Source organism: Neorhizobium sp. SOG26 (assembly GCF_003491345.1).
Lineage (GTDB): Bacteria > Pseudomonadota > Alphaproteobacteria > Rhizobiales > Rhizobiaceae > Neorhizobium > Neorhizobium turbinariae.
In genome coordinates this window covers 186440-208753 of sequence record NZ_CP025512.1, presented here as the reverse complement: position 1 = coordinate 208753, position 22314 = coordinate 186440, and the positions used below count along the sequence as shown (strand labels likewise).

Annotated in this window: 19 protein-coding genes; 5 read left to right on the top strand and 14 right to left on the bottom strand. The window is 62.7% G+C overall.

The genetic code is table 11. From position 1 onward, the window contains the following. Positions 1 to 125: 125 nt before the first annotated feature. From fliF to CYG48_RS00950, 12 genes are all read right to left on the bottom strand, one after another. A complete protein-coding gene (gene fliF / locus CYG48_RS01005; RefSeq protein WP_118848680.1) occupies positions 126 to 1799 on the bottom strand; it encodes a flagellar basal-body MS-ring/collar protein FliF in 1674 nt (557 codons plus the stop codon). Between the two features lie 149 nt (positions 1800 to 1948). Next, positions 1949 to 2338: a chemotaxis protein CheT gene (gene cheT, locus CYG48_RS01000; protein ID WP_118848679.1), complete on the bottom strand. Its 390-nt coding sequence runs from the start codon at positions 2336 to 2338 to the stop codon at positions 1949 to 1951. A 14-nt stretch (positions 2339 to 2352) separates the two neighbouring features. Continuing rightward, entirely contained in the window at positions 2353 to 2910 is a 558-nt protein-coding gene (cheD, locus tag CYG48_RS00995) for a chemoreceptor glutamine deamidase CheD (protein WP_118848678.1), read from the bottom strand. Then, positions 2907 to 3296 (bottom strand): response regulator, encoded by a 390-nt coding sequence (locus CYG48_RS00990; protein ID WP_118848677.1) that lies wholly within the window; start codon positions 3294 to 3296, stop codon positions 2907 to 2909. Before CYG48_RS00990 ends, cheD begins: the two co-directional genes overlap by 4 nt. Continuing rightward, positions 3297 to 4334: a protein-glutamate O-methylesterase CheB gene (cheB, locus tag CYG48_RS00985; protein WP_118848676.1), complete on the bottom strand. Its 1038-nt coding sequence runs from the start codon at positions 4332 to 4334 to the stop codon at positions 3297 to 3299. Beyond that, positions 4331 to 5239, bottom strand: a complete 909-nt coding sequence (cheR, locus tag CYG48_RS00980; RefSeq protein WP_118848675.1) for a protein-glutamate O-methyltransferase CheR — start codon at positions 5237 to 5239, stop codon at positions 4331 to 4333. Before cheR ends, cheB begins: the two co-directional genes overlap by 4 nt. Continuing rightward, positions 5236 to 5703: a chemotaxis protein CheW gene (locus CYG48_RS00975; RefSeq protein WP_118848674.1), complete on the bottom strand. Its 468-nt coding sequence runs from the start codon at positions 5701 to 5703 to the stop codon at positions 5236 to 5238. The genes cheR and CYG48_RS00975 overlap by 4 nt, the downstream gene beginning before the upstream one ends. A gap of 15 nt (positions 5704 to 5718) precedes the next feature. After that, complete coding sequence (locus CYG48_RS00970; RefSeq protein WP_118848673.1) at positions 5719 to 7965, bottom strand: chemotaxis protein CheA; 2247 nt, start codon at positions 7963 to 7965, stop codon at positions 5719 to 5721. A gap of 16 nt (positions 7966 to 7981) precedes the next feature. Then, entirely contained in the window at positions 7982 to 8347 is a 366-nt protein-coding gene (gene cheY1, locus CYG48_RS00965) for a chemotaxis response regulator CheY1 (protein ID WP_038539665.1), read from the bottom strand. Between the two features lie 2 nt (positions 8348 to 8349). Then, positions 8350 to 8643 carry an STAS domain-containing protein gene (locus CYG48_RS00960; protein ID WP_118848672.1) on the bottom strand — a complete coding sequence of 98 codons (294 nt, stop codon included), beginning with the start codon at positions 8641 to 8643 and terminating at the stop codon, positions 8350 to 8352. Beyond that, complete coding sequence (locus tag CYG48_RS00955; RefSeq protein WP_245450368.1) at positions 8643 to 10253, bottom strand: globin-coupled sensor protein; 1611 nt, start codon at positions 10251 to 10253, stop codon at positions 8643 to 8645. Before CYG48_RS00955 ends, CYG48_RS00960 begins: the two co-directional genes overlap by 1 nt. A 356-nt stretch (positions 10254 to 10609) precedes the next feature. Continuing rightward, complete coding sequence (locus CYG48_RS00950) at positions 10610 to 13018, bottom strand: cellulose synthase (protein ID WP_118848671.1); 2409 nt, start codon at positions 13016 to 13018, stop codon at positions 10610 to 10612. A 249-nt stretch (positions 13019 to 13267) separates the two neighbouring features. Between CYG48_RS00950 and bcsN the strand changes: the two genes are divergently transcribed. From bcsN to CYG48_RS00935, 3 genes are read left to right on the top strand one after another with little or no spacing between them, the layout of a single operon-like run. Continuing rightward, a complete protein-coding gene (bcsN, locus tag CYG48_RS00945) occupies positions 13268 to 14362 on the top strand; it encodes a cellulose biosynthesis protein BcsN (protein WP_199925177.1) in 1095 nt (364 codons plus the stop codon). A gap of 33 nt (positions 14363 to 14395) precedes the next feature. Beyond that, on the top strand, positions 14396 to 16573 hold the full coding sequence (bcsA, locus tag CYG48_RS00940) for a UDP-forming cellulose synthase catalytic subunit (RefSeq protein WP_118848669.1): 2178 nt from the start codon (positions 14396 to 14398) through the stop codon (positions 16571 to 16573). Between the two features lie 10 nt (positions 16574 to 16583). Next, positions 16584 to 19070, top strand: coding sequence for a cellulose biosynthesis cyclic di-GMP-binding regulatory protein BcsB (locus tag CYG48_RS00935; protein ID WP_118848668.1), 2487 nt, complete (start codon positions 16584 to 16586; stop codon positions 19068 to 19070). Positions 19071 to 19076: 6 nt separating this feature from the next. On the opposite strand, the gene CYG48_RS00930 is transcribed toward CYG48_RS00935, so the two are convergent. Together CYG48_RS00930 and CYG48_RS00925 are read right to left on the bottom strand one after the other, a co-directional pair. Beyond that, positions 19077 to 19664 (bottom strand): DNA-3-methyladenine glycosylase, encoded by a 588-nt coding sequence (locus tag CYG48_RS00930; RefSeq protein WP_118848667.1) that lies wholly within the window; start codon positions 19662 to 19664, stop codon positions 19077 to 19079. 14 nt (positions 19665 to 19678) lie between these two features. Further along, positions 19679 to 20233, bottom strand: a complete 555-nt coding sequence (locus CYG48_RS00925) for a DUF4334 domain-containing protein (protein WP_118848666.1) — start codon at positions 20231 to 20233, stop codon at positions 19679 to 19681. Between the two features lie 157 nt (positions 20234 to 20390). Here CYG48_RS00925 and CYG48_RS00920 point away from each other — a divergent pair, with 157 nt between their 5' ends. Next, entirely contained in the window at positions 20391 to 21290 is a 900-nt protein-coding gene (locus tag CYG48_RS00920) for an SMP-30/gluconolactonase/LRE family protein (protein WP_118848665.1), read from the top strand. After that, a complete protein-coding gene (locus CYG48_RS00915; RefSeq protein WP_118848664.1) occupies positions 21287 to 22261 on the top strand; it encodes a TIGR03885 family FMN-dependent LLM class oxidoreductase in 975 nt (324 codons plus the stop codon). The genes CYG48_RS00920 and CYG48_RS00915 overlap by 4 nt, the downstream gene beginning before the upstream one ends. Positions 22262 to 22314 lie beyond the last annotated feature (53 nt).

The following is a 22314-nucleotide window of genomic DNA, read 5'->3' as shown; positions in this document are numbered from 1 at the left end:
GCCCAGTGTTGCCAATCAGCAGCCGAATCGCGAATCACTGAAATAAGCCAAGTATGTGGCAGCGCAACAAAAAAGTAGGGCCGGCAGCTGCCGGCCCTGTCTGATCATATTTCTGTGAAGTCTTGTCAGGCCGCTTTTTCGAGTGCCCATTTGCGGAGGATCTTGGCCGCGCGCTCTTCGGAGATCTCCACCATGCGCGCCAGGCGCTTCTCCGGACCTTCCTTGACGCGGCGGTTGAAGCCATCGTCGTCGGCGCCTCCAAGCATGTCGCCCGCGCTGTCGAAGCCAAAGTCGGAACCGAAGCCATCCATGAGAGCAGGCGCACCGGTTGCAGGCGAGAAGTCCGGCAGTTCCAGTCCGCCGCCATCGGCCAGCGCATCGCTGTTGGCTGCGGTGCCGCTGACGCTGCGGACCAGGGGACGTACACCGAGCCAGACGACCAGGAAGGCGACCACAACGAAGGCAAGCGAGTTGATGATGCCGCCGATATTCCGGTTGAGGACTTCCATCAGGCCAGGGCCGCTTGACGCGTCTTCCAGGAGCTGGCTTTCGACGAAGTCCATGGCGGTCAGGGTAACGACGTCGCCGCGCTCGGAATTGATGCCTGCAGCCGAGGTGACGATCTTCTGCATCTCTGCAAGATAGGCATCGATCTTCGCCTGGTCAGCCGGTTCGCCGACCATCTGGGCAAGACGTCCCTTGTTGACGACAACGGCGACGGAGACCTTTTCGATCTGGTAGCTGTTGCGGGTCGTCGCGACGGTCTTCTGGTTGATCTCGTAGTTGGTCTGCTCTTCCTTCTTGTCGGACTGATCAGACTGCTGCGGACCCGTGGCGCCACCCGGCGTCGGAGCAGCCTGCGGCACGTTCTGCTCGACAGTGGTGGCGTTGTCGTTGTTGGTCTGCTGCGACTTCTGCGCTTCCTTCAACGTGCGCACCGAACGCTCGACACGGGAGTTCGGATCGAAGACCGTTTCCTGGATCTGCTGGCTGTCGGTGTTCAAGGCAGCCGTGACGCTCGACCGGAAGTTATCCATGCCGAGGAACGGTGCGAGCGCCTTGTCGATATTGCTTTCGATTTCCTGCTGGACCGACTGGACGATGGAGAGCGAGCGGCTCGCCTGGCTGCCGCCGTATTCATCGCCTGCTGCGAGAAGCTGGCCGGTGGAATCGAGAATGGTAACGTCATCGACCTCAAGGCCTGGAACGGCCGAGGCGACGAGGTGTCGAATGGACGAAGCGGCCTTGCGTCCGGCCTGCGCGTTGGCGCGGATCATGACGGAGGCGGTGGGCTTCTGCTCGCCGCGGCGGAAGTTGCCGACGTCGGGCATGACGATGTGGACGCGGGCAGCGGAGACGCCCTGGATCTGCGAGATCGATCGGCCGATTTCACCCTCAAGGGCGCGGACGCGGGTGACTTCCTGCATGAAGGAGGTGAGGCCGAGCGATCCGACGTTGTCGAAGAGTTCGTAACCGGCATTGGCGCTGTTCGGCAGGCCGCGTTCTGCAAGAAGCAGTCGCGCCTTGCCGGTGGTGCCGACCGGGACCTGGATGCTAGAGCCGTCCGAGCCAACTTCGAAGGCCATGTTGGCTTCCGCCAGCGCAACGCTGACCTGGTTGAGATCGGATGACTCGAGATTGACGTAAAGCGTCTCGTATGCCGGCTTGTTGACGAAAATCGCCGCTGCCAAAACGATTGCTATCGAAACGACGCCGACGGCGCCCAATGCAATAAGTTTCGTCTGGCCTAGACCGGCCAGATTTTTAGTTACTTGTGAAAATTGAGCCAACAGATTCATTCTGTTCCCACATCGTCAATCGAGGTATCAGAGCCCTACGCCCACCGGCACCTCTAGGAAACGAAGCTTGTGCGAGCGTTTCGATAGAAATGCGGGGGTGACGAATGTGGATGTTGACGTCAGGCGCGGCGGGCGCGCCATCCAGAAAATCAGAAGAAGTCGAAGTCGCCGGCGGCCTTGCCGAGCGGCTGGGAATGGCCGTGGCGGTGCCCGCTTGCGAGTGCCTTTTGCATGTCTGCAAGCTTCACGAGGCTGAGCGCCGTCGACACATCCACCACCCAGTTATCCGGGATCGCACCGGTAATGGTGTCGATGAATTCGGCGATGCCGCGGGTCTTCTGGACCGCAAGGTCGATGCCCTGGAGCACCTTGATGGCGTCCGTCGAACCAAGAAGCGCGTCGCCGCCGATTTCCAGGAGTTGGGGCTCAATGCGCTCGATGAGATAAGCGACGTCATGAAGCTCCGACACCAGCCGCATCAGGATCTCGGGGAGCGGCTCCTCGAGAGAGGCGATTGGCGGCATTACGATGTCGTTCATTACCGTTTCCGTGATTAGAAGAATTCGATCGAGCTTTCGGCGGGCTTGGGCGGCATCCGGATCGGACGCTGTTCCAGGGCCACCGTGCGCTGCGTCTCGGCGCCCGTGAGCGGATATTGCCGTGCACGACCGCTGACCGGCCAGTATTCCAGCTTGCGACCATGGTCCCCGCCGGTGGAGGAACCGACGATCGGGATCCCCTCATCCTTGAGGAACTGCATGGCAAAAGCCGCATTCTGCTCGCCGACATTTGAAAAGCTGGCGATCGTCTTTGCGCCGCCGAAGATCTTTGCTTCCAGTCGATCGCGACGGGCGCCCTGTTTCAGGAGGCCGTTGATCAGCAGTTCCATGAGATGCACGCCGTAACGCGTCGCATCGCCGCCCGATGACGTGGAACTGGCCGAGCCCGGCAGCAGGAAATGATTCATGCCGCCGACGCCAGCAACCGGATCGCGAAGACATGCAGCCACGCAGGAGCCAAGGATGGTCGACAGAACGACGTTGGGATCGTTGACGACCTTGAACTCTCCTTGAATGATATGCACCCGCTTGGCTGCAGCGGCCTCATTCATTTCAGCGCTCCGAACACGGCTTCAATCGCAGCCTTCATCTTTTCGATGGTGAAGGGCTTTGCGAGCACGTTGTTGGCGCCGAGCTGGGCCGCCTTCTGCACCAGGGCGCGGTCTCCCTGTGCGGTCAGGATGATGAAGGCCGCCTTCTTGGTGTTCGGGTTCGACCGAACAGCCTGCAGGAAGTTGATGCCATCCATCTTCGGCATGTTGAAGTCGGAGATCACCAGGTGATGCGGCTGCTCCGTCATGATCTTCATGCCCTGCTCGCCATCGCCAGCGGCAGTGATCTGCTTGAAGCCGAGCTGTGTCAGAGCGTCGCTGAGCAGCAGGCGGCTGGTCACCTGATCATCGACGATCAGAACTTTGATTTTTTCAGCGAGAGACATTTATTCGGTACCTTCTTTTCGGGCGGCAGTTAATCTCAAAACTTCTTCTCCTATGGCGTTGAGCGGCAGCTGCTGCTCGACGGCGCCAATTTCATGAGCGACCCTCGGCATGCCGTAGACCACGCATGTCTTTTCGTTCTGCCCAATGGTGCGCGCGCCCGCGCTGCGCATCTTGAGCAACCCTGATGCCCCGTCCCGGCCCATGCCCGTCAGGATGACCCCGACGGCATTGCGGCCAGCCAGTTCCGCAACCGAATCGAAGAGCACATCCACCGACGGCCTGTGGCCGTTCACCGGATCCTTTTCGACCAGTCGGCAGCACGGTGCCGATGGGTTGACCACCTGGAGGTGCCGTTCGCCACCCGGCGCCAGATAGATCTTGCCGATCTCCAGCCTTGCGCCGTCCGTCGCTTCCTGCACCACCGGGGCGCAGATACGATTAAGGCGTTCGGCAAAACTTTTAGTAAACGTCGACGGCATGTGCTGGGTGATTACCGTCGGCGGGCAGTTCTGCGGGAACTTCTGCAGCACCGCAATCAGCGCCTCGACGCCGCCCGTGGAAGAGCCTATGGCGACGACCTTGCGGCCAACGCGATATTCCGTGGCAGGAGAAACCGACACGGCAGGCGCCAGAGTACGCCGATGCAGCGACCGTGCCGCGGCCTTCACCTTCTCAGCCAGATCGCCAAACGGGCGGGGCTCGCCCGGGCCCGGCTTGCCAACGCAGTCGAAGGCGCCGATTTCAAGCGCCGCGAGGCTCGCATTGGCGCCGTGGTGGGTCATGGTGGACACCATGATGACCGGCATGGGGCGCAGGCGCATGATCTTTTCAAGGAATTCCAGCCCGTTCATGTTGGGCATCTCGATGTCGAGCGTCACGACGTCCGGGTTCAACTGCTTGATTGCCGCGCGTGCTTCCATGGCGTCGCCGGCCTGGCCGATGACACGCACTTCCGGATCCGAGTTGAGAACCGCCGTGATCAGCCCCCGCATGGTGGGGGAATCATCCACGACGAGAACGCGCGCAGGTGCAGTCATGCTTTCCTCCCTGCATTCTTGCCGCAAAAGCGGTAAGTCGTGATGCCGATATTGTCGAAGAGATGTTTCGGCTCGCCCGACACGCGTTCGGAGTGGCCGATATAGAGATGCCCGCCTTCCGGCAGCAGCGAGGCAAAGCGCGACCAGATCTTCACCTGCGTCGGCTCATCGAAATAGATGACGACGTTGCGGCAGAAGATGACGTCGAAATTGCCCTTGAAGGGCCACTGGCCCATGAGGTTCAGCTCGTTGAATGTGATGAGCCGCTTGACGCGTTCGTCGATCTGCAGCTTGCGCCGTCCGCCGACGTCGACCTCGCGAAACCACTGCTTGCGCATGGCCGGCGTCATCGTCTCGGTGGCGTTCTCGTCGTAGATGCCGGCGCGGGCCGCAGCCAGGATCTTCGGGTCGATGTCGGTCGCCAGGATCTTGAAGTCGTAGTCGGCAGCGTTCGGCAGCAACGACAGCACGGTAAGCGCGATCGAATAGGGTTCCTGCCCGTCCGAACAGGCGGCCGACCAGATGCGCACGCGTCCGCCAGCCTTGGCGCGGGCGATCAGCCCCGGCAGGACTTCATCGCGCAGGTGCTCGAAATGATGGTTCTCGCGGAAGAAGCGGGTGAAGTTGGTCGTTAGATGCGACAGCATCTCGCGACGCGCCGCCGCCCCTTCGGGCGAACTTACCAGGGCGACATAGTCCTTGAAGCCGCGCAAGCCTAGCGCACGGATATGCTTCGACAGACGCGAATAGACCAGCGACGCCTTGGAATCGTTGAGGTAGATCCCGGCATCGGAATAGATCATCGCCGCAATTTCGGTGAGGTCACGGCGGGTGAGCGGGTATTCGCCGCTCGCCAAGACCTCATCCGGCGACGGCCGGGTCTCGATCGCGCCCAGGGCTATCATGCGGCTTCGCTTTCCTTTTCCGCGAAAAGGGCATCCAGATCGATCATGCAGATCATCCGCTTGTCGATGGCCAGAATGCCCCTGGCGTATTGCTTCTCCAGCTCGGAAGAGACTTCCGGGACTGGCTGGATATTGTCGTCGGTAATCGTAAGGATATCGGAAACAGCCTCAACGAGCAGACCAACTATTTTAGTTTTTACTTGAGCAACGATGATGACGTGGCGCGCAGTCGGCTCGGCTTCCTTCATGCCCAGACGGGCGGAAAGATCGATGATCGGCAGCACCGCGCCACGCAGGTTGATGACGCCCATCATGTATGCGGGCGCATGCGGCATGGGCGTTGCAGGCGTCCATCCGCGGATTTCACGGACAGACATGATGTTGACGCAGAATTCCTGATCACCGATGCGGAAGGCGATGAGCTCGCGGCCTTCCTGGACAAGGTTTTTTACGGCATACGACATACTGGCTAACCTGTTTTAACCTGTAGCTGCGAACGACATTTCAGGCTTGAGGGACTGGCCGCGCGATGCTGCCACAACGGCATCGACGTCGAGGATGAGCGCAACGCGTCCGTCACCAAGGATGGTCGCGGCGGCAATGCCCGGAACGTTGGTGTAGTTTGCCTCCAGCGACTTGATGACCACCTGGCGCTGGCCCTGGATCGCATCGACCATGAGGGCGCGCTGGCCGCCGCCTTCCGATTCTACCAGGAGCGCGACACCTTCGACAGGGTTCGCCTGGGTTGCGCGGTAGTTGAGGACACGACCGACATCCACCAGCGGGCAGAAGGAGTTGCGGATCGAGATGAGCCGCTGTGTTGCGCCAAACGAATGGATGGCGGAGGTTTCCGGCTGCAACGTTTCGACGATCGCGGTCAACGGAACCACCAGCGTCTGGCCTGCAACCGTCACCACCATGCCGTCCAGGACGGCGAGCGTCAGCGGCAGGCTCATGGTAAAGGTGGAGCCGAAGCCTGGGCGCGACGAGATCGAGATACGACCGCCGAGCGCCTGGATCGAACGCTTGACCACGTCCATGCCGACGCCGCGGCCGGAAATGTCGGAGATCTTGTCGGCCGTTGAGAAGCCCGGCATGAAGATCAGGTTGTCGATTTCATCGTCCGACAGGTTCGCATCGGCCGCGATGAGGTCGTTGTCGATCGCCTTCTGGCGGACGCGTTCGCGGTTGATGCCGGCGCCGTCGTCCTGGAGCTCGATCAGGATGCGGCCGGAGCGATGCTTGGCGCTGAGCTTGATCGTGCCTTCCGGGTTCTTGCCGGCGGCTTCACGCTTTTCTGGCGATTCGATGCCGTGGTCGACGGCATTGCGGATCATGTGGGTCAGCGGCTCGGCGAGCTTGTCGATGACCGTCTTGTCGACTTCGGTGTTTTCACCTTCGGTGACGAGACGGATCTGCTTGCCCACCATGTCGGCCACTTCGCGAACGATACGCGACATGCGCTGGAAGACGGGCTTCACCGGCTGGGCGCGGATCGCCATCACCGAGTCCTGGATCTCGCGGGTGAGCTGCTGCAGCTCTTCGAGGCCCATGTTGATCGACGAGGTGCCGGTGTTGTCGTTCTCGATAACGCTCTGCGACAGCATCGCCTGGTTGATGACGAGCTCGCCGACGAGGTTGATGAGGCGGTCGACGCGATCGAGATCAACGCGGATCGTCTGCGGAGCGGCAGCGGCTGCTGCGGCAGGCGTGGCCGGTGCTGCGGCTTCCTTCCTCTCGGCAGCGCGCGCGACGGCCTTGGCAACGCCGGTCGCCGTTTCGGCAGCAGCGACCGCGTTGGCAGCCGGGTCTTCAGCCGGAGCGGCAGCCTTTTCTTCTTCCGCCGGTGCCGCAGAATCGTCGAGAATGGAGAGGTCGAACGGAACCGGCGTCATCGGCAGTTCCTCGTCCGAGGTATTCTCCTCGGCAACCTTCACCTCAAGTTCGCAATCCCATTCCGCAAACTCGAAGACGGCGCGGATGTCGTCTTCGCTCTTGGTGGTCTTGAGCGAGATCTTCCAGGCAAAATAGGAGGCTTCCGGATCCATCTTGTCGAGGGCAGGCAGCGCCTCCATGTCGCAGTTGATGCTCATCTCGCCAAGGCGGGAGAGATCGCGCAAGAGCAGAGCCGCTTCGTTGCCCTTGGCATAGAGTTCGCGGCGCGGCTTGAAGGTGATCTCGTAGGTCGCGCCTTCAATCGCCGGCTCTTCGTCGTCACCGAAACCTTCGAAGGTGAACGGGATCGGCTGAAAACCGCTGTCGTCGGTCGGCGCCGGCGCTTCCGCCTTCGGAGCCGGAGCGGCTGGAGCAGCCTTCGGCGCTTCGTGACCGCCTGCCGGAAGCTCGCCCTTTGCAAGCGCTTCCAGTTCCTTCACCAGCCCGCGGGTACGCGATTCATCGACGCTGCCGCCGTCACGCGAGGCGCTGACGAGGTCAGCCAGCACGTCTGCCGACTTCAGCATGACCTTCAGGACATCGTGGTTCGGCTCCAGCTTGTTGGAGCGAACGCAATCGAGCGTCGTTTCAAAAACGTGCGCGAAGGCGACGAGGTCATCGAGACCAAACGCGCCAGCACCTCCCTTGATGGAATGAACGGCGCGAAACACGGCATTGACCGTCTCGGGGTCGCGGTCCCCGTCGTTCAGCTTGAGAAGACCCGACTCCAGTTCAGCGAGCTGCTCTTCGCATTCCTGAAAGAAGATCTCTTTGATTTCGTTCATATCCATCGGAAGAATTCCTGGCTCAGGCGGTTACACGCTCGATCGCATCAATGAGTTTGGCAGGGTCGAAAGGCTTGACGATCCAGCCCGTGGCGCCGGCCTGGCGGGCACGGTTCTTCTTTTCCGCGTCGCTTTCGGTCGTCAGCACGAGGATCGGCACCGCACGGTACTTTTCGTTGCGGCGCACGCCCTCGATGAAGCCGAAGCCATCGAGCCGCGGCATGTTGATATCGGTGACGATGACGTCGGGGTTGCATCCCTCAAGTACTTCGAGACCTTCAATGCCGTCTTCGGCCTGAATGGTTTCGAAACCTGCATTGTTGAGGGTCACCAGAAGCATGTTCCGGATCGTCCGTGAATCATCCACGGTCAGTACTTTTTTCTTCATTGCTAGAGCTCCTTAGCAACCAAATTGTTTGTATCGATGCCAATCAACTGCATCGTCTTCTCAAATGCATCTGACGCCTTCTCGACGAGGAAGGACTTCTGGTCTTCGTCCCAGGCCCGCTTGCCGGCCACCAGCACCTGGGCGCATTGCGCACCGACCCGCTCGACGGCAGATGCGTCGATGACGATGTCGCTGCCTCGCATGGAGGTGAGCTTGCCGTGCAGGACGGATGCCTCGTTGAGGTCCAGGACGGCCGACAGCTGGAGAGTTCCTGAGCCTGTCTTGCTTGCTGCCATCAGTTAAATCCTTGTCTTTTCGATAAGAAATAGTCGGCCTCTTCGGGCCGCTCGACGGGAACCGGCGCCAGCGCAACAAGCGCCGGCTTGGACGCGACAGTGCGTCGTGGTTCCGCAAAATGGTTCTGCCGCTCGATGCGGAACTCGCGCACGGTGCGGCCAAGCTCCAGGATCACGGTATGGAGGTCGTCGGCGCCCTCGCCTGCCCGGCTGGCGACTGCCGCATTGGAAGCCACCTGTTCGCTGACGGCACCAATCTGGGCGGTCAGGTTGTCCAGCCCGCTCGCATGGTCGTGGCTGTCGCGCGAGATGCCGGCAATGGCGTCATTGATCTCCGACACCTGCCGGACGATGCCGCCAATCGCATCCTGCGTCTTGTGGACCATGTCGACGCCTGCATCGACCTGGCCCTTGGTGGTGCTGACCAGCGTCTTGATCTCGCGGGCGGCTTCGGCCGAACGCTGCGCGAGGGCCCGGACTTCCTGCGCCACGACGGCGAAACCACGTCCGCTGTCGCCAGCGCGCGCTGCCTCGATGCCGGCGTTCAATGCCAGCAGGTTGGTTTGGAAGGCGATCTCGTCGATGACGCCGATGATCTCGCCGATCTTTTCGGCGGAGGTCTCGATATCGGCCATGGCGCTGATGGCGCGCCCAACGACGTCACCGCTCTGCTCGGCAGCCTTACGCGTATCGGCAGCGGCCTTTTCGGCTGCGGCGGTTTCCGCAGCACTTCCCTTGACGCGATGGCCAAGATCGGCGAGCGCCCGAACGGCATCCTGCAGGCGGCCCGACTGTTCGGCGGACGCTTCGGCGACGGTGCGCGCGCTGTCCGCGATTGTTTGGGTGAGCGCGTCAGCCTTGCCGCTATGCTCAGCCGTCGTTTGCACGGAAGATCGGATGGTGGCGACCGCCTTGTTCAGGAGATCGGCCAGTTCGCGATGCGCCGGCGGCACGTCGCCGGAAAGTTCTGCCGTCAGGTCGCGCTCGGCAAGAGCTGCGATGATATCGGAGAAGGCATCCACTGTCTGCGCGTGGTCAGCCTGGCGCTGCTCGGCAAGCGCGCGCTGGTGCTTGTGGCGAAGATCATTGAAGCGCAGCGAAACGGCGATCTCGACATCGACCATCACCAGCCGGATGACGGCGCTGATCAGGTCTAGAAGTTCCTGCTCGCGCTTGCGTGCGCCCGGCAGGATCGACTTCGGTGCCATGTCGACGACGATGCCGGCGATCAGATGCTCGAGCATGATGCCGTGGCCGGCAATGTGCCAGCGCGGGTCCATGCCCATGCGGATCTCGGCGTCGGACAGAACCTTGACGCGCTCGGCATAAAGCGCATCGAAGCGCGCGTCAGTCAGAACGCTCCAGTGCGAGGCGAGCAGGTCGTGGAGACGCTCGATCTGCTGTTCGCTCTCGAACAGGCGTGCGGCTTCCGGGAATGTCTGGAAACGGTGGAAGAGGTCACGCAGGCCGGTCTTGGAATGGCCGTCGATCTGCGGGCGCACACGCCGAAGGAGGTCGCGCAGTTCCGCGTCGAGCCCGGCAAAAGCCAGCCTCTCGCCCAGGCTGCCTGCCTGGCTCCGTCGCGCCTGATCCGAGGGCGTTTCCTGCACTGATCATGTCCCCAATTAACCAACCAAGCCGTGAAGGTCTGGCTTCATGCTGCTCATGACATCCAGTGTCCGAGGCGAGCACGCAGCACCGGCCAGGGCGGACCACCGTCCGTCAGGCACAGGCAACATCGGTCGCCAGAAGGTTCCTGGATTTCATGATTGGATACCGGATTGTCACCGGTACGGCTGGGCGGCGTCATGCCTTGTGGGAGAACGCAGTCCGCCCACCTCGCCGTGATCCCCAATTTGTATGGTTAATTCCTTGCGTGAAGGTTAATAGACGGTATGAGAAACCGCCTTTGGCTTCTTGCAGTTGATTTAATTCAGCATCTTCGAATACGGGCGGAAAATCGCGCTCAATATTGAGCACCGATGTCCGCAAGACCGCGCAATCCGTCCTTGTTGCCGATGTCCGCAAGCGCCTGGAAGATGCGCTTGGCATCCGCAAGACGGCCCAGATTGAGATGCGCATAACCCCGCAACGCCATCAGGTCGGCTTGCTCCGGCGCAATCTGTGCGCGCTGGTCGAGCGCAATCAGCGTTTCGCGGTAGCGGGCCCGCTTGAAGGCGTTGAGGGCGCGGTCGGCAAGGATCGCCGTCTGGAGTTCCACGGCGCGGCGGTTCGTCTGCCCGACATCGGCGGCGGCAACCGCTGCCTTGTCGGTCAGCCCAACGCGCAGGTAGGCGAGGCTCTTGCCATAGGCGGCATCCGAGCGGGTGTCGGCGGAAGTGCTGGCATAGGCCGCGTCAAAGGCCTGCACGGCCTCCATCGGCCGGTTCAGGTCCATCAGGCACCAGCCTCTTGCAAGTGCGGCATCCGGTGACAGTTGCCGTGCGTCGAGCGTGGTAGAGCATTGGCCGCGGCGGGTTGTCGTCTGGACCTGCACCCGGTTTACGCGGCGCGTTGTCTGCACCGGCTTTGTCTCTACGACCACCGTCTCGGAACGCGAAACAGGCTGCGTCCGGCGCACCTGCTGGGCGGGGGTCGGCGTGGCTTCGGCATTCGCCGCTGGCGTCTGGTTCTGGCGATCGGCCGGGTTCGCGCGGGCGGCGCGGCGACGGGCCTCCGTTTCTTCTTCCGGTTCGCCAAGCCGGGCGATCCGCTCGGACCGTCCAGCCCAGTTGCGCTGGATCTGCGCTACAGCCGCCTCGTCGCCGAGATCGTTGCGGGTAAGCGCCAGCCCGTAAGCCGATGGCTCGTCATCTGCCCGCCAGGACAAGGCTGCCGAGAACCATTCAGCGGCAGTCTCCAACTGCTGCATGGCGCGCGCATACCAGCCGAACTGCTGGGCAGCATTGACGCCACGCTCGGCAATCACCACCGGCGCCATCCGCTGCAGGACCTCCTGCTGCAGGACAGGCGGCGGATCGAGCGCGAGCAGGTTCGCAACAGCGGCAAGATAGGCCTGCTTCGAGCCCGGCGAGGAATCGCGCCAGCGGTAAAGCACGCTCTCGGCCTCGACCGGCGATTTCTGCGCAATAAGCGTGAGCGCCAGCCCTTCGGCGGCAGACGCGGTTTCTTCCTTGGCGAAGGCACGCCGGAACCAGCGCTCGGCAGCGCCGAGGTTTTCGCGCCTGTAGTAATACCAGCCGAGCAGCAGCGCATCGGAGGCGAGGCCATTGGCTTCGGCCACGCGCTCAAGCCGCGTCAGGTACTTTTCCGGCACGACCAGCTTTTCGTCGCTATTGCCCTGGCCGACCAGGCGGCGGGCGATATCGTCACGCAGCGGCTCGAATTCCGGCTGGCCACCCGTCGGTGTGCGCTCCTTTGAGAGGAGGTCGTCCAGCATGTCGATCGGCAAAAGCTCGGCCGCCTTCTGGAGCGTCGCGAAACGCTCCGAAGCATTGTCGCAATTGTCGAGGACATAGGCGTAGGCGTCGCGGGCGCGGCCCTTCTTGTCGGTCTGGGCAAAGCTTTCCGCCACCCGCCACAAGACATCCACTTCGCTGCAGGTGAGCAGGCTCGGGTTTTCTGCCGCGGTGCGCAGCACGGCTTCATGGTTCTTGGCATCGGATGCGGCGACGAGGCTGGCGCGTGCTTCGGCAAGCTTCAAGCGGTCAAGGAGATCGGCCGGCGGCTGCCACCCCTGCTCCGTCGCCTGCCGGTCGGCGATCGCCTTGCGCACGTCGGCATAACGCGATTGCGCGTAAAGCGCCCACATCTCCTCGAGCTGGCGGTCGGCATTGACCCGCACGGCCAGCGGATCGGCCGGCGGTGTCCAGTTCGGGTAAAGGGTACGAAGCCTCGAGATTTCCGCCTGCAGGCGGGCGGTGTCGCCACGCGCCGCGAAGTAGCGCAGTGCGCTTTCATCCACCACCGGCTCCTCATTCCCGCGTGTCGTCGACGGGACAGTGATTACGGTCTGCGGATTGACCTGGGCAACGGTGGCGGGCTCGTCGGCATCGAAGGGCGGCTTTTGCAGCGATGGCGCAGACTGCGCGACCACAAGTGCGGCCGGGTCGGGCTTGGCGGCGGCCGACAGCTGCGGCTGCCGGTTGGGATAAATGAGCTGCGACACCATCCGCTCGGTCTTTTCGACCGGCGTCTTTGGCTCATGTTCTGCCGCGGTCAGTTCAGGGGCACTTCCATCCTCGATCGTGGTCGCTTCTGCGGCGGTCGGCTCTTCGACGGCCGAATCACTTGGTCCGCCCGGAGAAATCGAGCTTGTGATGAGGCCAAGATCCACGGTCTCGCTGCTTTTCAGCGCGTAGAGCCCCATGGCGGCAATGCCCAAGGCAGTGAGTAAGATGAGCGAGAACCGCATTCTATCTTCCGCATCGTCCTTTCCGCGCCACCGCCAACCCTTCAGAGAGAGGTATGGCACGACGACCAAACTTCGCGGGACATTGATACGATATGGTTAACGAACATTTAGAATTTCAGAATTAGGAAAGTCTTATTCGACCGGGATCATCGCTTTGTGTTTGCGTCGGTGCCCCGCTTATGGACGGTGGAAAGCCTGGCTTATTAGCCACGGCTCAAACGACGAAGCTCACATATGGCGGACGATCATTTGATTCGAATCATCAACCCTCGCGGACAAGGCCGCACCAGGGCGAGGACGCTGCTGGCGCTTTTGCTGCCGGTCGTTGCGGCTGGATGCGCCGGCAATCCAACCCAGCTTGGCACATTTGCCAAGACCGTGCCGAACGAAGAAGCGCGGCTTTTGCCGCCGCCAAGCGGCCCGGCCATCGTCAGCGTTATCGAGCGGCGCTACAACAATGCCGTGGCGCAGGACATCTATCTCGCCACCTCGGCTGCAACGCCCGGGCAAAATTCCTTCAAGGTGGAGTTCTTCGGCACCGCCAACCCCTTCCTTTACGGCGACAACAACCTGACGTCGCGACCCGTGACGCAGTCCGGCATCGCATCGGAAATGCGCCAGGCGCTGCCCGGCATCCGCATGCAGCGGTCCGCCTTCTTCGTGCAGAACAATTACGGGCCGTTCGGTTACGCCTTTGGGCATGGCGCAGGACGTGACCTCTGCCTTTATGCCTGGCAGCAGATCCGCTCGCCGGGCGGCACCGTTTCGCCGCTTGCCAACAACGGCTCGATCCAGGTCAGGCTGAGGCTCTGCCAGACGGATGCGAGCGAAGAGCGCCTGCTGGCGGTGATGTATAACTACACCATCACCGGGTCGGTGGATTCCAACACTTGGAACCCTTACGGCGAACCGAAACCGGTTTCGTCCGATCTCGGAGGCGTCGGTGCGCCGATCTACCCACGGCCTTCCACCGGCGAACCGATCGTTCCGGTGCTGCCGGAGCGGCGCGTGGTTTATACGGGCGCGATTTCGGCACCTCCTGTCCAGCAGGTCGCGACCCAGGTTTCCGCCGGACCGCGCCGACAGGCAGCCGCACCAGCGCCCGTTCCAACAACGCCGGCGGTCACTCCTGTAGCGAATTCAGGGGTCACGGTGCCACGTCCAGGTATCCAGGCCTCAAATGTGGCGGCTTCCACCACAACAGCGACACAATCGGGCATCACCAACGCACCCGTTTCAAAACCGGTCATTCCTTCACCATCGGGCTTTGAAAGGAGCCAACGCGTAACGGTTCCTTCACCTAGATGCACAGGATCAATGAACACTGCTGCCAGCGGATGCTAGCGAGGACCAGGCAGCAATAAAAACGAGTAAAGCATGCGAGTCTTTCTTTCCGCGGTTGTCTGGGCGCTTGCGAGTGTACTGATCATCACCCTCGTAACGCTTCCCATCAACACGCGGACGCAGTTGATCGCAAGCCTGCTCGTTGTCGGTGTCATGGCGATCATCCGCGTGCTGAAGGCGGAAGGAAAGTGGCGCCTCGTGGCGCTTGCCTTCGGTTCAGCGATGATCCTGCGTTATGTCTATTGGCGCACCACCAGCACCCTGCCGCCGGTGAACCAGCTCGAGAACTTCATTCCCGGCCTGCTCGTCTACCTCGCCGAGATGTACAGCGTGCTGATGCTGGCCTTGAGCCTCTTCGTGGTGGCTATGCCGCTGCCGCCGCGACCGCCCTATACCAAACGCCAGGATCACGATCTGCCGACGGTCGACGTATTCGTTCCGACCTATAATGAAGACGAAGGCCTGCTCGCCAACACGCTCGCAGCCGCCCGCAATCTCGATTACCCGCCGGAAAAGCTCACCGTCTGGCTGCTTGATGACGGCGGCACGCTGCAGAAGCGCAAGTCTGCCAACGTGCTCGATGCCCGCGCCGCCGAACAGCGGCACAATTCGCTGAAGCTGCTGTGCAAGGACCTCGGCGTCAATTACCTCACCCGCGACAAGAACGAGCACGCCAAGGCCGGCAACCTCAACAATGGCCTGAAGCATTCGACCGGCGATCTCGTCGCCGTCTTCGATGCAGACCACGCACCGGCGCGCGACTTCCTTCTGGAAACGGTCGGCTTCTTCGCAGACGACCCGAAGCTTTTCCTCGTCCAGACACCGCACTTCTTCCTGAACCCGGACCCGGTCGAGCGGAACCTGCGCACTTTCGAAAAGATGCCAAGCGAGAACGAGATGTTCTACGGCATCATCCAGCGCGGTCTCGACAAATGGGACGCCGCCTTCTTCTGCGGCTCGGCAGCGGTGTTGAACCGCAAGGCGCTTGACGTGTCGAACGGCTTCTCGGGCGTCAGCATCACCGAAGACTGCGAAACCGCGCTTGATCTGCACAGCCGCGGCTGGCACAGCATCTACCTCGACCGGCCGCTGATCGCCGGTCTGCAGCCTGCCACCTTCGCAAGCTTCATCGGCCAGCGCAGCCGCTGGGCGCAAGGCATGATGCAGATCCTGCGCTTCCGCTTCCCGCCGTTGAAGCGCGGCCTCTCTTTCCCGCAGCGTCTTTGCTACATGTCATCGACGTTGTTCTGGCTCTTCCCCTTCCCGCGCACGATCTTCCTGTTCGCGCCGCTCTTCTACCTGTTCTTCGACCTGCAGATCTTCACCTCCTCGGGTGGAGAGTTCCTCGTCTATTCGCTGGCCTACATGGTCGTGAACCTGATGATGCAGAACTACCTCTATGGGTCGTTCCGCTGGCCGTGGATCTCCGAGCTCTATGAATACGTCCAGACGGTTCACCTGCTTCCCGCCGTCGTGTCGGTGATGCTCAACCCGCGCAAGCCCACCTTCAAGGTGACGGCCAAGGACGAATCCGTCTCGGTCAGCCGCTTGTCGGAAATCAGCCGACCCTTCTTCGTGATCTTCTTCGTGCTGCTGGTCGCCTTTGCGATCAGCGTCTACCGCGTCTATTCCGAACCCTACAAGGCAGACGTGACGCTGGTCGTCGGCGGCTGGAACCTGCTCAATATCATCCTCGCCGGCTGCGCACTTGGCGTCGTTTCCGAACGCGGTGAGCGCCAGTCGTCGCGGCGCGTGAAGGTCAGCCGTCGCTGCGAGTTCGGCATCGACGGTCGCTGGTTTACCGCGACCATCGAGGACGTGTCGGCCAACGGCACTGCGGTCCAGGTCTATACCGAAGGCTTCCAGGGCATCTCCGTCGAGAAGCTCGGGACGCTGCGCTTCCAGCCTTACAGCGACCTGCCCGTGAGCGACCTGCCGGTGGAGATCCGCAACTTCGACACCGTCGGCGACGTCACGACGATCGGCTGTCGCTACAAGCCGCAGAAGGCGACGGACCACCGGCTGATCGCTGACCTGATTTTTGCGAATTCCGCGCAGTGGACGCAATTCCAGATTTCCCGGCGCCACAACCCGGGCATCATCGGCGGCACGATCTGGTTCTTGGGCCTGGCGATCTACCAGACCGGGCGCGGACTTTCCTATCTCGTGCGCAACACCTCGCGTGACAGCGCTGCAGCGTCGCGGCGATAGGGAGGTGGCCATGAAAAACATTCTCGCCGCCCTCGTCTTCGTTCTTTCCGCCGGCATCGCGACCGCGCAGGCGCCTGCGCCGTTCAACATGAACCCGGAAGGCGGCTCCGACGCCTCGCCTGCGGTCCAGCCACCCGTTACCGCGCAACCGGCGCAGCCGGCGCAACCTGCAACTCCGGCAAACCCCGCTCCTCCGCCGGCCGCTCCAGCTCCCGCACCAATATTACCGCAGTTGACGCAGCCTGCGCCGCAGCCAGTGTCGCCGGCGACACCCGCACAACAGGACGCTCCGCGGCAGGCAGACCAGCAGAAGCCTGAGGAAGCCGAGGCAGCGAAGACGGCAGCCGGCCGGCGTTATCTCGTGCCGGAGAAAAGCCTGCGTCTCTCCGGCGAGAGCGCCCGGCGGTCGTGGTCGGTCTATCTCACGCCGGAACAAGCAGCCTCGCCCGCCAAGCTGCATCTTGGCTACCAGAACGCCATCGTTGTCGCGCCGGAGATCTCACGGCTCAACGTCACCATCAATGACGTGCCGATCCTCGACAACCCAATCGCCTTCACCGACCAGGTGGGCGACCAGGTCGTGACCGTGCCCGCCGGAACGCTGAAGGCCGGCGCCAACATCATTCAATTGCGCGCTGACCAGCGGCACCGCACCGATTGCACCATCGAATCGACCTTCGAGCTCTGGACCGACATCGACCCGACCCGCACCTATCTTTCCTTCGAGGCACCGGACATGCGTCGGTTCTCGCGGCTGGATGACATCCGGGCGCTCGGCGTCGACCCCGCCGGCAACACGCGCTTCCGGCTGATTGTCCCGGCGCTTGATCAGCTGGGCTCGACAGACGTGCTGATGCGACTGGCCCAAGGCCTGGCGCTGATGGGCAACATGCCCAACCAGTCCTTCATCTTCGAGAAAGCCCCAAGCGCCCTGCCGCAGCCGGGCGAATTGCCGATCTTTGTCGGCACGCATGACGAGTTGCAGGGCCTGCTTCCCGCACTGACGTCTGCCGCCGCCAACGCGGCTGTCGCAAGCTTCCTCGATTACCCGGGCTCCGACGGATCCTCTGCCTTGATCCTCTCCGGCCCAACCTGGCCGGCACTGGAAGGTTTGGTCGACAGCTTCGTCGCCTCCACCAACGGCAGCACCACGCAACGGCGCGATACGCTCGCGACCCAATCCTGGCGTGGCGTCGAGACGCCGTTCCTGTTCTCCAAGGCGCAGCTCGATTTCTCACAGCTTGGAATCGAGAGCCAGGAGTTCGGCGGACGCCTGTTCCGCACCAGCTTCACGATCGGCGTGCCGGCGGACTTCTATGCCACGGCCTACGGCGAGGCGCGCATCCTGCTCGACGCCGCCTATTCCGGCGCCGTCGAGCCGGGCAGCCATATCGACGTCATCGTCAACGGCAATCTCGCCTCCACCGTGCCGGTCACGTCGTCGGGCGGTGCGGTGCTTCGGCACCTGCCGATCAAGCTCACCCTGCGCCATTTCAAGCCGGGCGTGAACACGATCACCATCGAGGCATCGCTGCGCACCGAGCAGGACCAGGTTTGCGCGCCGGGCTCCACGGCCGACAACAAGCCGCGCTTTGCGCTCTTCGGCACATCGCAATTCCGGATGCCGGATTTTGCCCGCATCGCCCAGGTTCCGAACCTCGCCGCAACGGCCGGTACGGGCTTCCCTTACCGGACGAGCCCGAACCCGGTTTCGCTTTTCCTCGGACGTATCGAAGAAAACTCGCTCTCAGCCGCAGCCACTTTCCTCGGCAAGATGGCGGTTGCCTCGCACCACGTCATCCCGGTGGACGTAACCATTTCGGCCGCCCGCATTGCCGGCAGTGGCGCGATCTTCGTCGGCGCGGTATCCGAAATGCCGACAAACATCCTGACCCAGCTGAACATCGACCAGGAAAGCCGCAGCAGCTGGAGCCCGGCCGGCACGCCCACCACGACCTCTTCCGGATCATCCGTGACGCTGCAGGACTGGCAGCAGCTGACCGGCGGCAATTTCTTCCGCCGCCAGTTTGAGGCGCTGAGCGACTGGGTCAAGGAGAACTTCGACCTCAGCCTTTCGATGCTGCGCTTCGCACCGGAAGCGGACGAGGCTTACAAGCCGTCGAAGGACGCCAAGATGATCATCGCGCAGGAAAGCGACCCGACCGATGTCGGCACCTGGACCGCGCTGATCGCGCCGGATTCGACGTCGCTTGCGGAAGGCATGCAGGCGCTGTCGAGCCGGCAGGAATGGGACAAGCTCGCCGGGCGGATCATCGCTTATGCCGGGCCGGACAAGGAGCCGGAGACGGTTGCCGTCAGCCGCTTCCGCTTCATGCCGACGCAGCCGATGTCGTTTGAGAACATCCGGCTGATCGCCGCAAACTGGCTGTCGGACAACATCATGTCCTATGCGCTGCTGCTCGGCGCCGGCGGCATCCTGCTTGGCCTTGCGACCTACGGCCTTCTCACCCTGCTCGGGCGCAGGTACGAGGACTAAAGCCAATCAGGACCCGGGCGCGGCATCTTGCGGCGCCAGCCCACCCTTGCCGGTGAACTTGCGGCTGATGTGGACGGAGCCGGAAAGACCGAACCGCCATGGCAGGTCGACCACCTTGCTGATGCCGATGCGGCGGCCGGTGACGACGATCGGTTCGGCCTCAGGTGGCGAAAGCGCGAACGGTGGCTCGAACAGCGGCAAACCATTGTGTTCGATGGTGATGCCGAGCGCCTGGCACAGCCGCCCCGGCCCCGAACAGAGGAGAACCGGGTCCGCCAGGCCCCTTCGCCGCTCCATTTCCTCCAGTCCCCGGATCGGGTGAAGAGCGCGGATCAGCACCGCGCTGCCGGGCTTGCAGACGAAGTTCAGGCACCAGTGGATGCCGTAGGAGCGATAGACATAAGCATGGCCGGCCGGGCCGAACATCACGGCGTTGCGGGCGCTCGGGCCACGAAAGCTGTGCGAGGCAGGATCATCCGGTTCGTAGGCTTCCGTTTCCACGATGACGCCGCCGGCGCCCGCCATATCCAGGCCGGCACCGATGAGGTCACGCGCCACGTCCACCGCGCGTCTGTCGAAAAAGGCAGGGTTCATAGCCTGTAGATGGCTCACGGCTCAGGATTTGTCACGGGTTGCGGTGTTGCGGCACCTGCGTCTTCCACGCGTGCCAGTTCGAAGAAGTAGAGCCGCTCGTCCCATTCGATCGTCATGACGCCCATCAGCCGGTTGTCGTCGATCAGCCGGAAATGATCGATGATCGGCTGCTTGTCATAGACCATCGCGGCGCTCAGCATGCCGCGGAAGGCCAGCGTCTTCACCGAAGCGACCGTTTCTTCTGCCCGGAACCTGAGCTTCAGGTGACTGAACAGGTTGCGTGCAGCGCCGGTGCGCCCGAAACCGGACAGGCGCATCGCCAGGCGAAGCGGCACATATTTGGGATCGACAGGCACAAGGCGCCGCTCGCCGGCAGTGAAAAGCAGCGCATCGGCACGGCCATCCGCGGTGAACCGCTTGCCGAACCAGCCGAGATTTTCCAGCACGCCATCCAGCGGATGCCCTGTCGGCAGCCCCGTGCCGCGCCATAGGCCGACCATTTGCGCCGGGTCCACCGGCGACAGCGCCTCGAACCGCTCCAGCGCCTTCGCCGGGGTCTGCCTTGTCATGCAATACCTTTCTGTTGGGTGGTGTCGTGTAACCCGCACCCGGTTCGGGAAGTTCCGCTAAGGTGCCACCTGGAGCGAACTGCCGGTGGAACCACGCACGACGCAAAGGGTTTCTCCGGACGCGCCGGCGACGACCGGGGCGCGCACGAGGAACGGAATGGCCCAAGCTCAACCTCTCAATCTCGACCTGCCCCGCTGCCGGCTCGGCGAAGGCATGTTCTGGGACGCGATCACCTCGCGCCTGTTCTGGGTCGACATCAATGGCCAGCAGATCCATTCCTGCAATGCTCTGGGTCGCGACCTCCAGAGCATCAGCACACGCCTGCCCGTGAGCTTCGTGTTTCCGATTGACGAGGCCACGCTGCTCGCCGGCCTGGCCGATGCCATCGCGCTGCTTGATTGGGCTACCGGGCAGGAGACGCCGCTTGCCACGCTCAACCTGCCGGAAGGCCACCGGCTGAACGACGGCAAATGTGATCCGGACGGGCGGCTCTGGGCCGGCACGATCAACACGTCGAACGAGCCTTCGGAGACCGCCGCACTTTATCGTCTTGGCAAGCACGGCCTGTCGGAAATCGAGGGCGGCTACAAGAACGCCAACGGCAAGGCATGGAGCCCTGACGGTGCGGTCATGTACCATGCCGACACCAGCCGCGGCATCATCTGGCAATATGACTACGACGTTCAAACCGGCGTGGCCGATCACAAGCGCGTCTTCGTCAACCTGGGCGAGGCGAACCCGGACGGGCTCACCAGCGATGCCGACGGCAATGTCTATGCCGTGATCTTCGGCGGCTCCTGTGTCCAGGTGTTCTCGCCGCGCGGCGCAAGGATCGATGAGATCGCGGTCCCGGCTCCGAATGTGACGAGCTGCGCCTTTGGTGGCGAGGATCTGCGCACGCTTTACATCACCACGGCCTTCGAAGGCATGGATGATGCGGCGCTGAAGGCTGCTCCGCTTTCCGGCCATGTCTTCTTCACCCAACGCACGGTTCCCGGCCACCCGTCTCCCCCACCATCGAAACAGCACCTCCCTTCACCGCAGGACACAAGATGATCATCGGTTACCACGCATCCCACGAGCAGTTTACGCCGAGCGAGCTCCTTCGTTACGCCAAGGCGGCCGAAGACGGCGGCTTCGGTGCGGTCATGACCTCCGACCATATCGCACCTTGGAGCGTGCGGCAGGCAAACTCCGGCAACAACTGGGCCTGGCTCGGCGCTGCCTTGGCGCAGACATCCGAGATCCCATTCGGCAGCCTCGCCATTCCCGGTGGCTGGCGTTATCACCCCACCGTGCTCGCCCACCTCATCGCAACACTCTCCGAGATGTTTCCCGGGCGCGTGCCGTGGATCGCGCTTGGCAGCGGCGAAGCTTTGAACGAGATGGTCGTTGGTGAAGGCTGGCCGGAGAAGGAAGAACGCAACGAGCGCCTGAAGACGGCGGCCGGCATCATCCGTGACCTGCTGCGCGGTGAAACGGTAACGGCGCATCATCCGTGGTTCGACGTGGATGAGGCCAAGCTGTGGTCGCTGCCGCCGCAGCCGCCGGCCCTCTTTGGTGCCGCGCTGACCGCGAAGACGGCGGCCTGGCTCGGCACCTGGGCTGACGGATTGATCACCATCCGCAGACCCAAAGATGAGTTGATGGAGATGGTGGCGGCCTTCCGCAACAATGGCGGCGCGGGCAAGCCGATGGCGCTGCAGCTGCAGCTCTCCTGGGCGGCCACCCGCGACGAGGCCCGGCAGATTGCCTGGCAGCAATGGCGCAATGCCGCCGCCACCCCCGACAAGCTGGCGGATCTGCGCCGGCCGGAGGATTTCGACAAGGCGACGGAGGACGTGCCGCCGGAGCAGATGGAGGATGTCATGCCGCTGATTACCAAGGGAGACGAGCTGCTGGCGGTAATCGAGGAATACCGCCCCTGCGGTTTTGGCGAGCTCTACATCCATAACGTCTCGCGCGACCAGGAAGGCTTCATCCAGTTCATGGCCCGCGAGGTGCTTCCCGCGCTTCGCGAAGCTTGAAATGAGGGCTCCGAATCCACATCTAGAGGATGCGATCACGGGGCCTTTGCCCC

Excerpts from the sequence above, each read along its gene's own strand:
- fliF (WP_118848680.1), bottom strand. The coding sequence starts at position 1,799 with ATGAATCTGTTGGCTCAATTTTCACAAGTAACTAAAAATCTGGCCGGT.
- cheT (WP_118848679.1), bottom strand. The coding sequence starts at position 2,338 with ATGAACGACATCGTAATGCCGCCAATCGCCTCTCTCGAGGAGCCGCTC.
- cheD (WP_118848678.1), bottom strand. The coding sequence starts at position 2,910 with ATGAATGAGGCCGCTGCAGCCAAGCGGGTGCATATCATTCAAGGAGAG.
- CYG48_RS00990 (WP_118848677.1), bottom strand. The coding sequence starts at position 3,296 with ATGTCTCTCGCTGAAAAAATCAAAGTTCTGATCGTCGATGATCAGGTG.
- cheB (WP_118848676.1), bottom strand. The coding sequence starts at position 4,334 with ATGACTGCACCTGCGCGCGTTCTCGTCGTGGATGATTCCCCCACCATG.
- cheR (WP_118848675.1), bottom strand. The coding sequence starts at position 5,239 with ATGATAGCCCTGGGCGCGATCGAGACCCGGCCGTCGCCGGATGAGGTC.
- CYG48_RS00975 (WP_118848674.1), bottom strand. The coding sequence starts at position 5,703 with ATGTCGTATGCCGTAAAAAACCTTGTCCAGGAAGGCCGCGAGCTCATC.
- CYG48_RS00970 (WP_118848673.1), bottom strand. The coding sequence starts at position 7,965 with ATGGATATGAACGAAATCAAAGAGATCTTCTTTCAGGAATGCGAAGAG.
- cheY1 (WP_038539665.1), bottom strand. The coding sequence starts at position 8,347 with ATGAAGAAAAAAGTACTGACCGTGGATGATTCACGGACGATCCGGAAC.
- CYG48_RS00960 (WP_118848672.1), bottom strand. The coding sequence starts at position 8,643 with ATGGCAGCAAGCAAGACAGGCTCAGGAACTCTCCAGCTGTCGGCCGTC.
- CYG48_RS00950 (WP_118848671.1), bottom strand. The coding sequence starts at position 13,018 with ATGCGGTTCTCGCTCATCTTACTCACTGCCTTGGGCATTGCCGCCATG.
- bcsA (WP_118848669.1), top strand. The coding sequence starts at position 14,396 with ATGCGAGTCTTTCTTTCCGCGGTTGTCTGGGCGCTTGCGAGTGTACTG.
- CYG48_RS00935 (WP_118848668.1), top strand. The coding sequence starts at position 16,584 with ATGAAAAACATTCTCGCCGCCCTCGTCTTCGTTCTTTCCGCCGGCATC.
- CYG48_RS00930 (WP_118848667.1), bottom strand. The coding sequence starts at position 19,664 with ATGAACCCTGCCTTTTTCGACAGACGCGCGGTGGACGTGGCGCGTGAC.
- CYG48_RS00925 (WP_118848666.1), bottom strand. The coding sequence starts at position 20,233 with ATGACAAGGCAGACCCCGGCGAAGGCGCTGGAGCGGTTCGAGGCGCTG.
- CYG48_RS00920 (WP_118848665.1), top strand. The coding sequence starts at position 20,391 with ATGGCCCAAGCTCAACCTCTCAATCTCGACCTGCCCCGCTGCCGGCTC.
- CYG48_RS00915 (WP_118848664.1), top strand. The coding sequence starts at position 21,287 with ATGATCATCGGTTACCACGCATCCCACGAGCAGTTTACGCCGAGCGAG.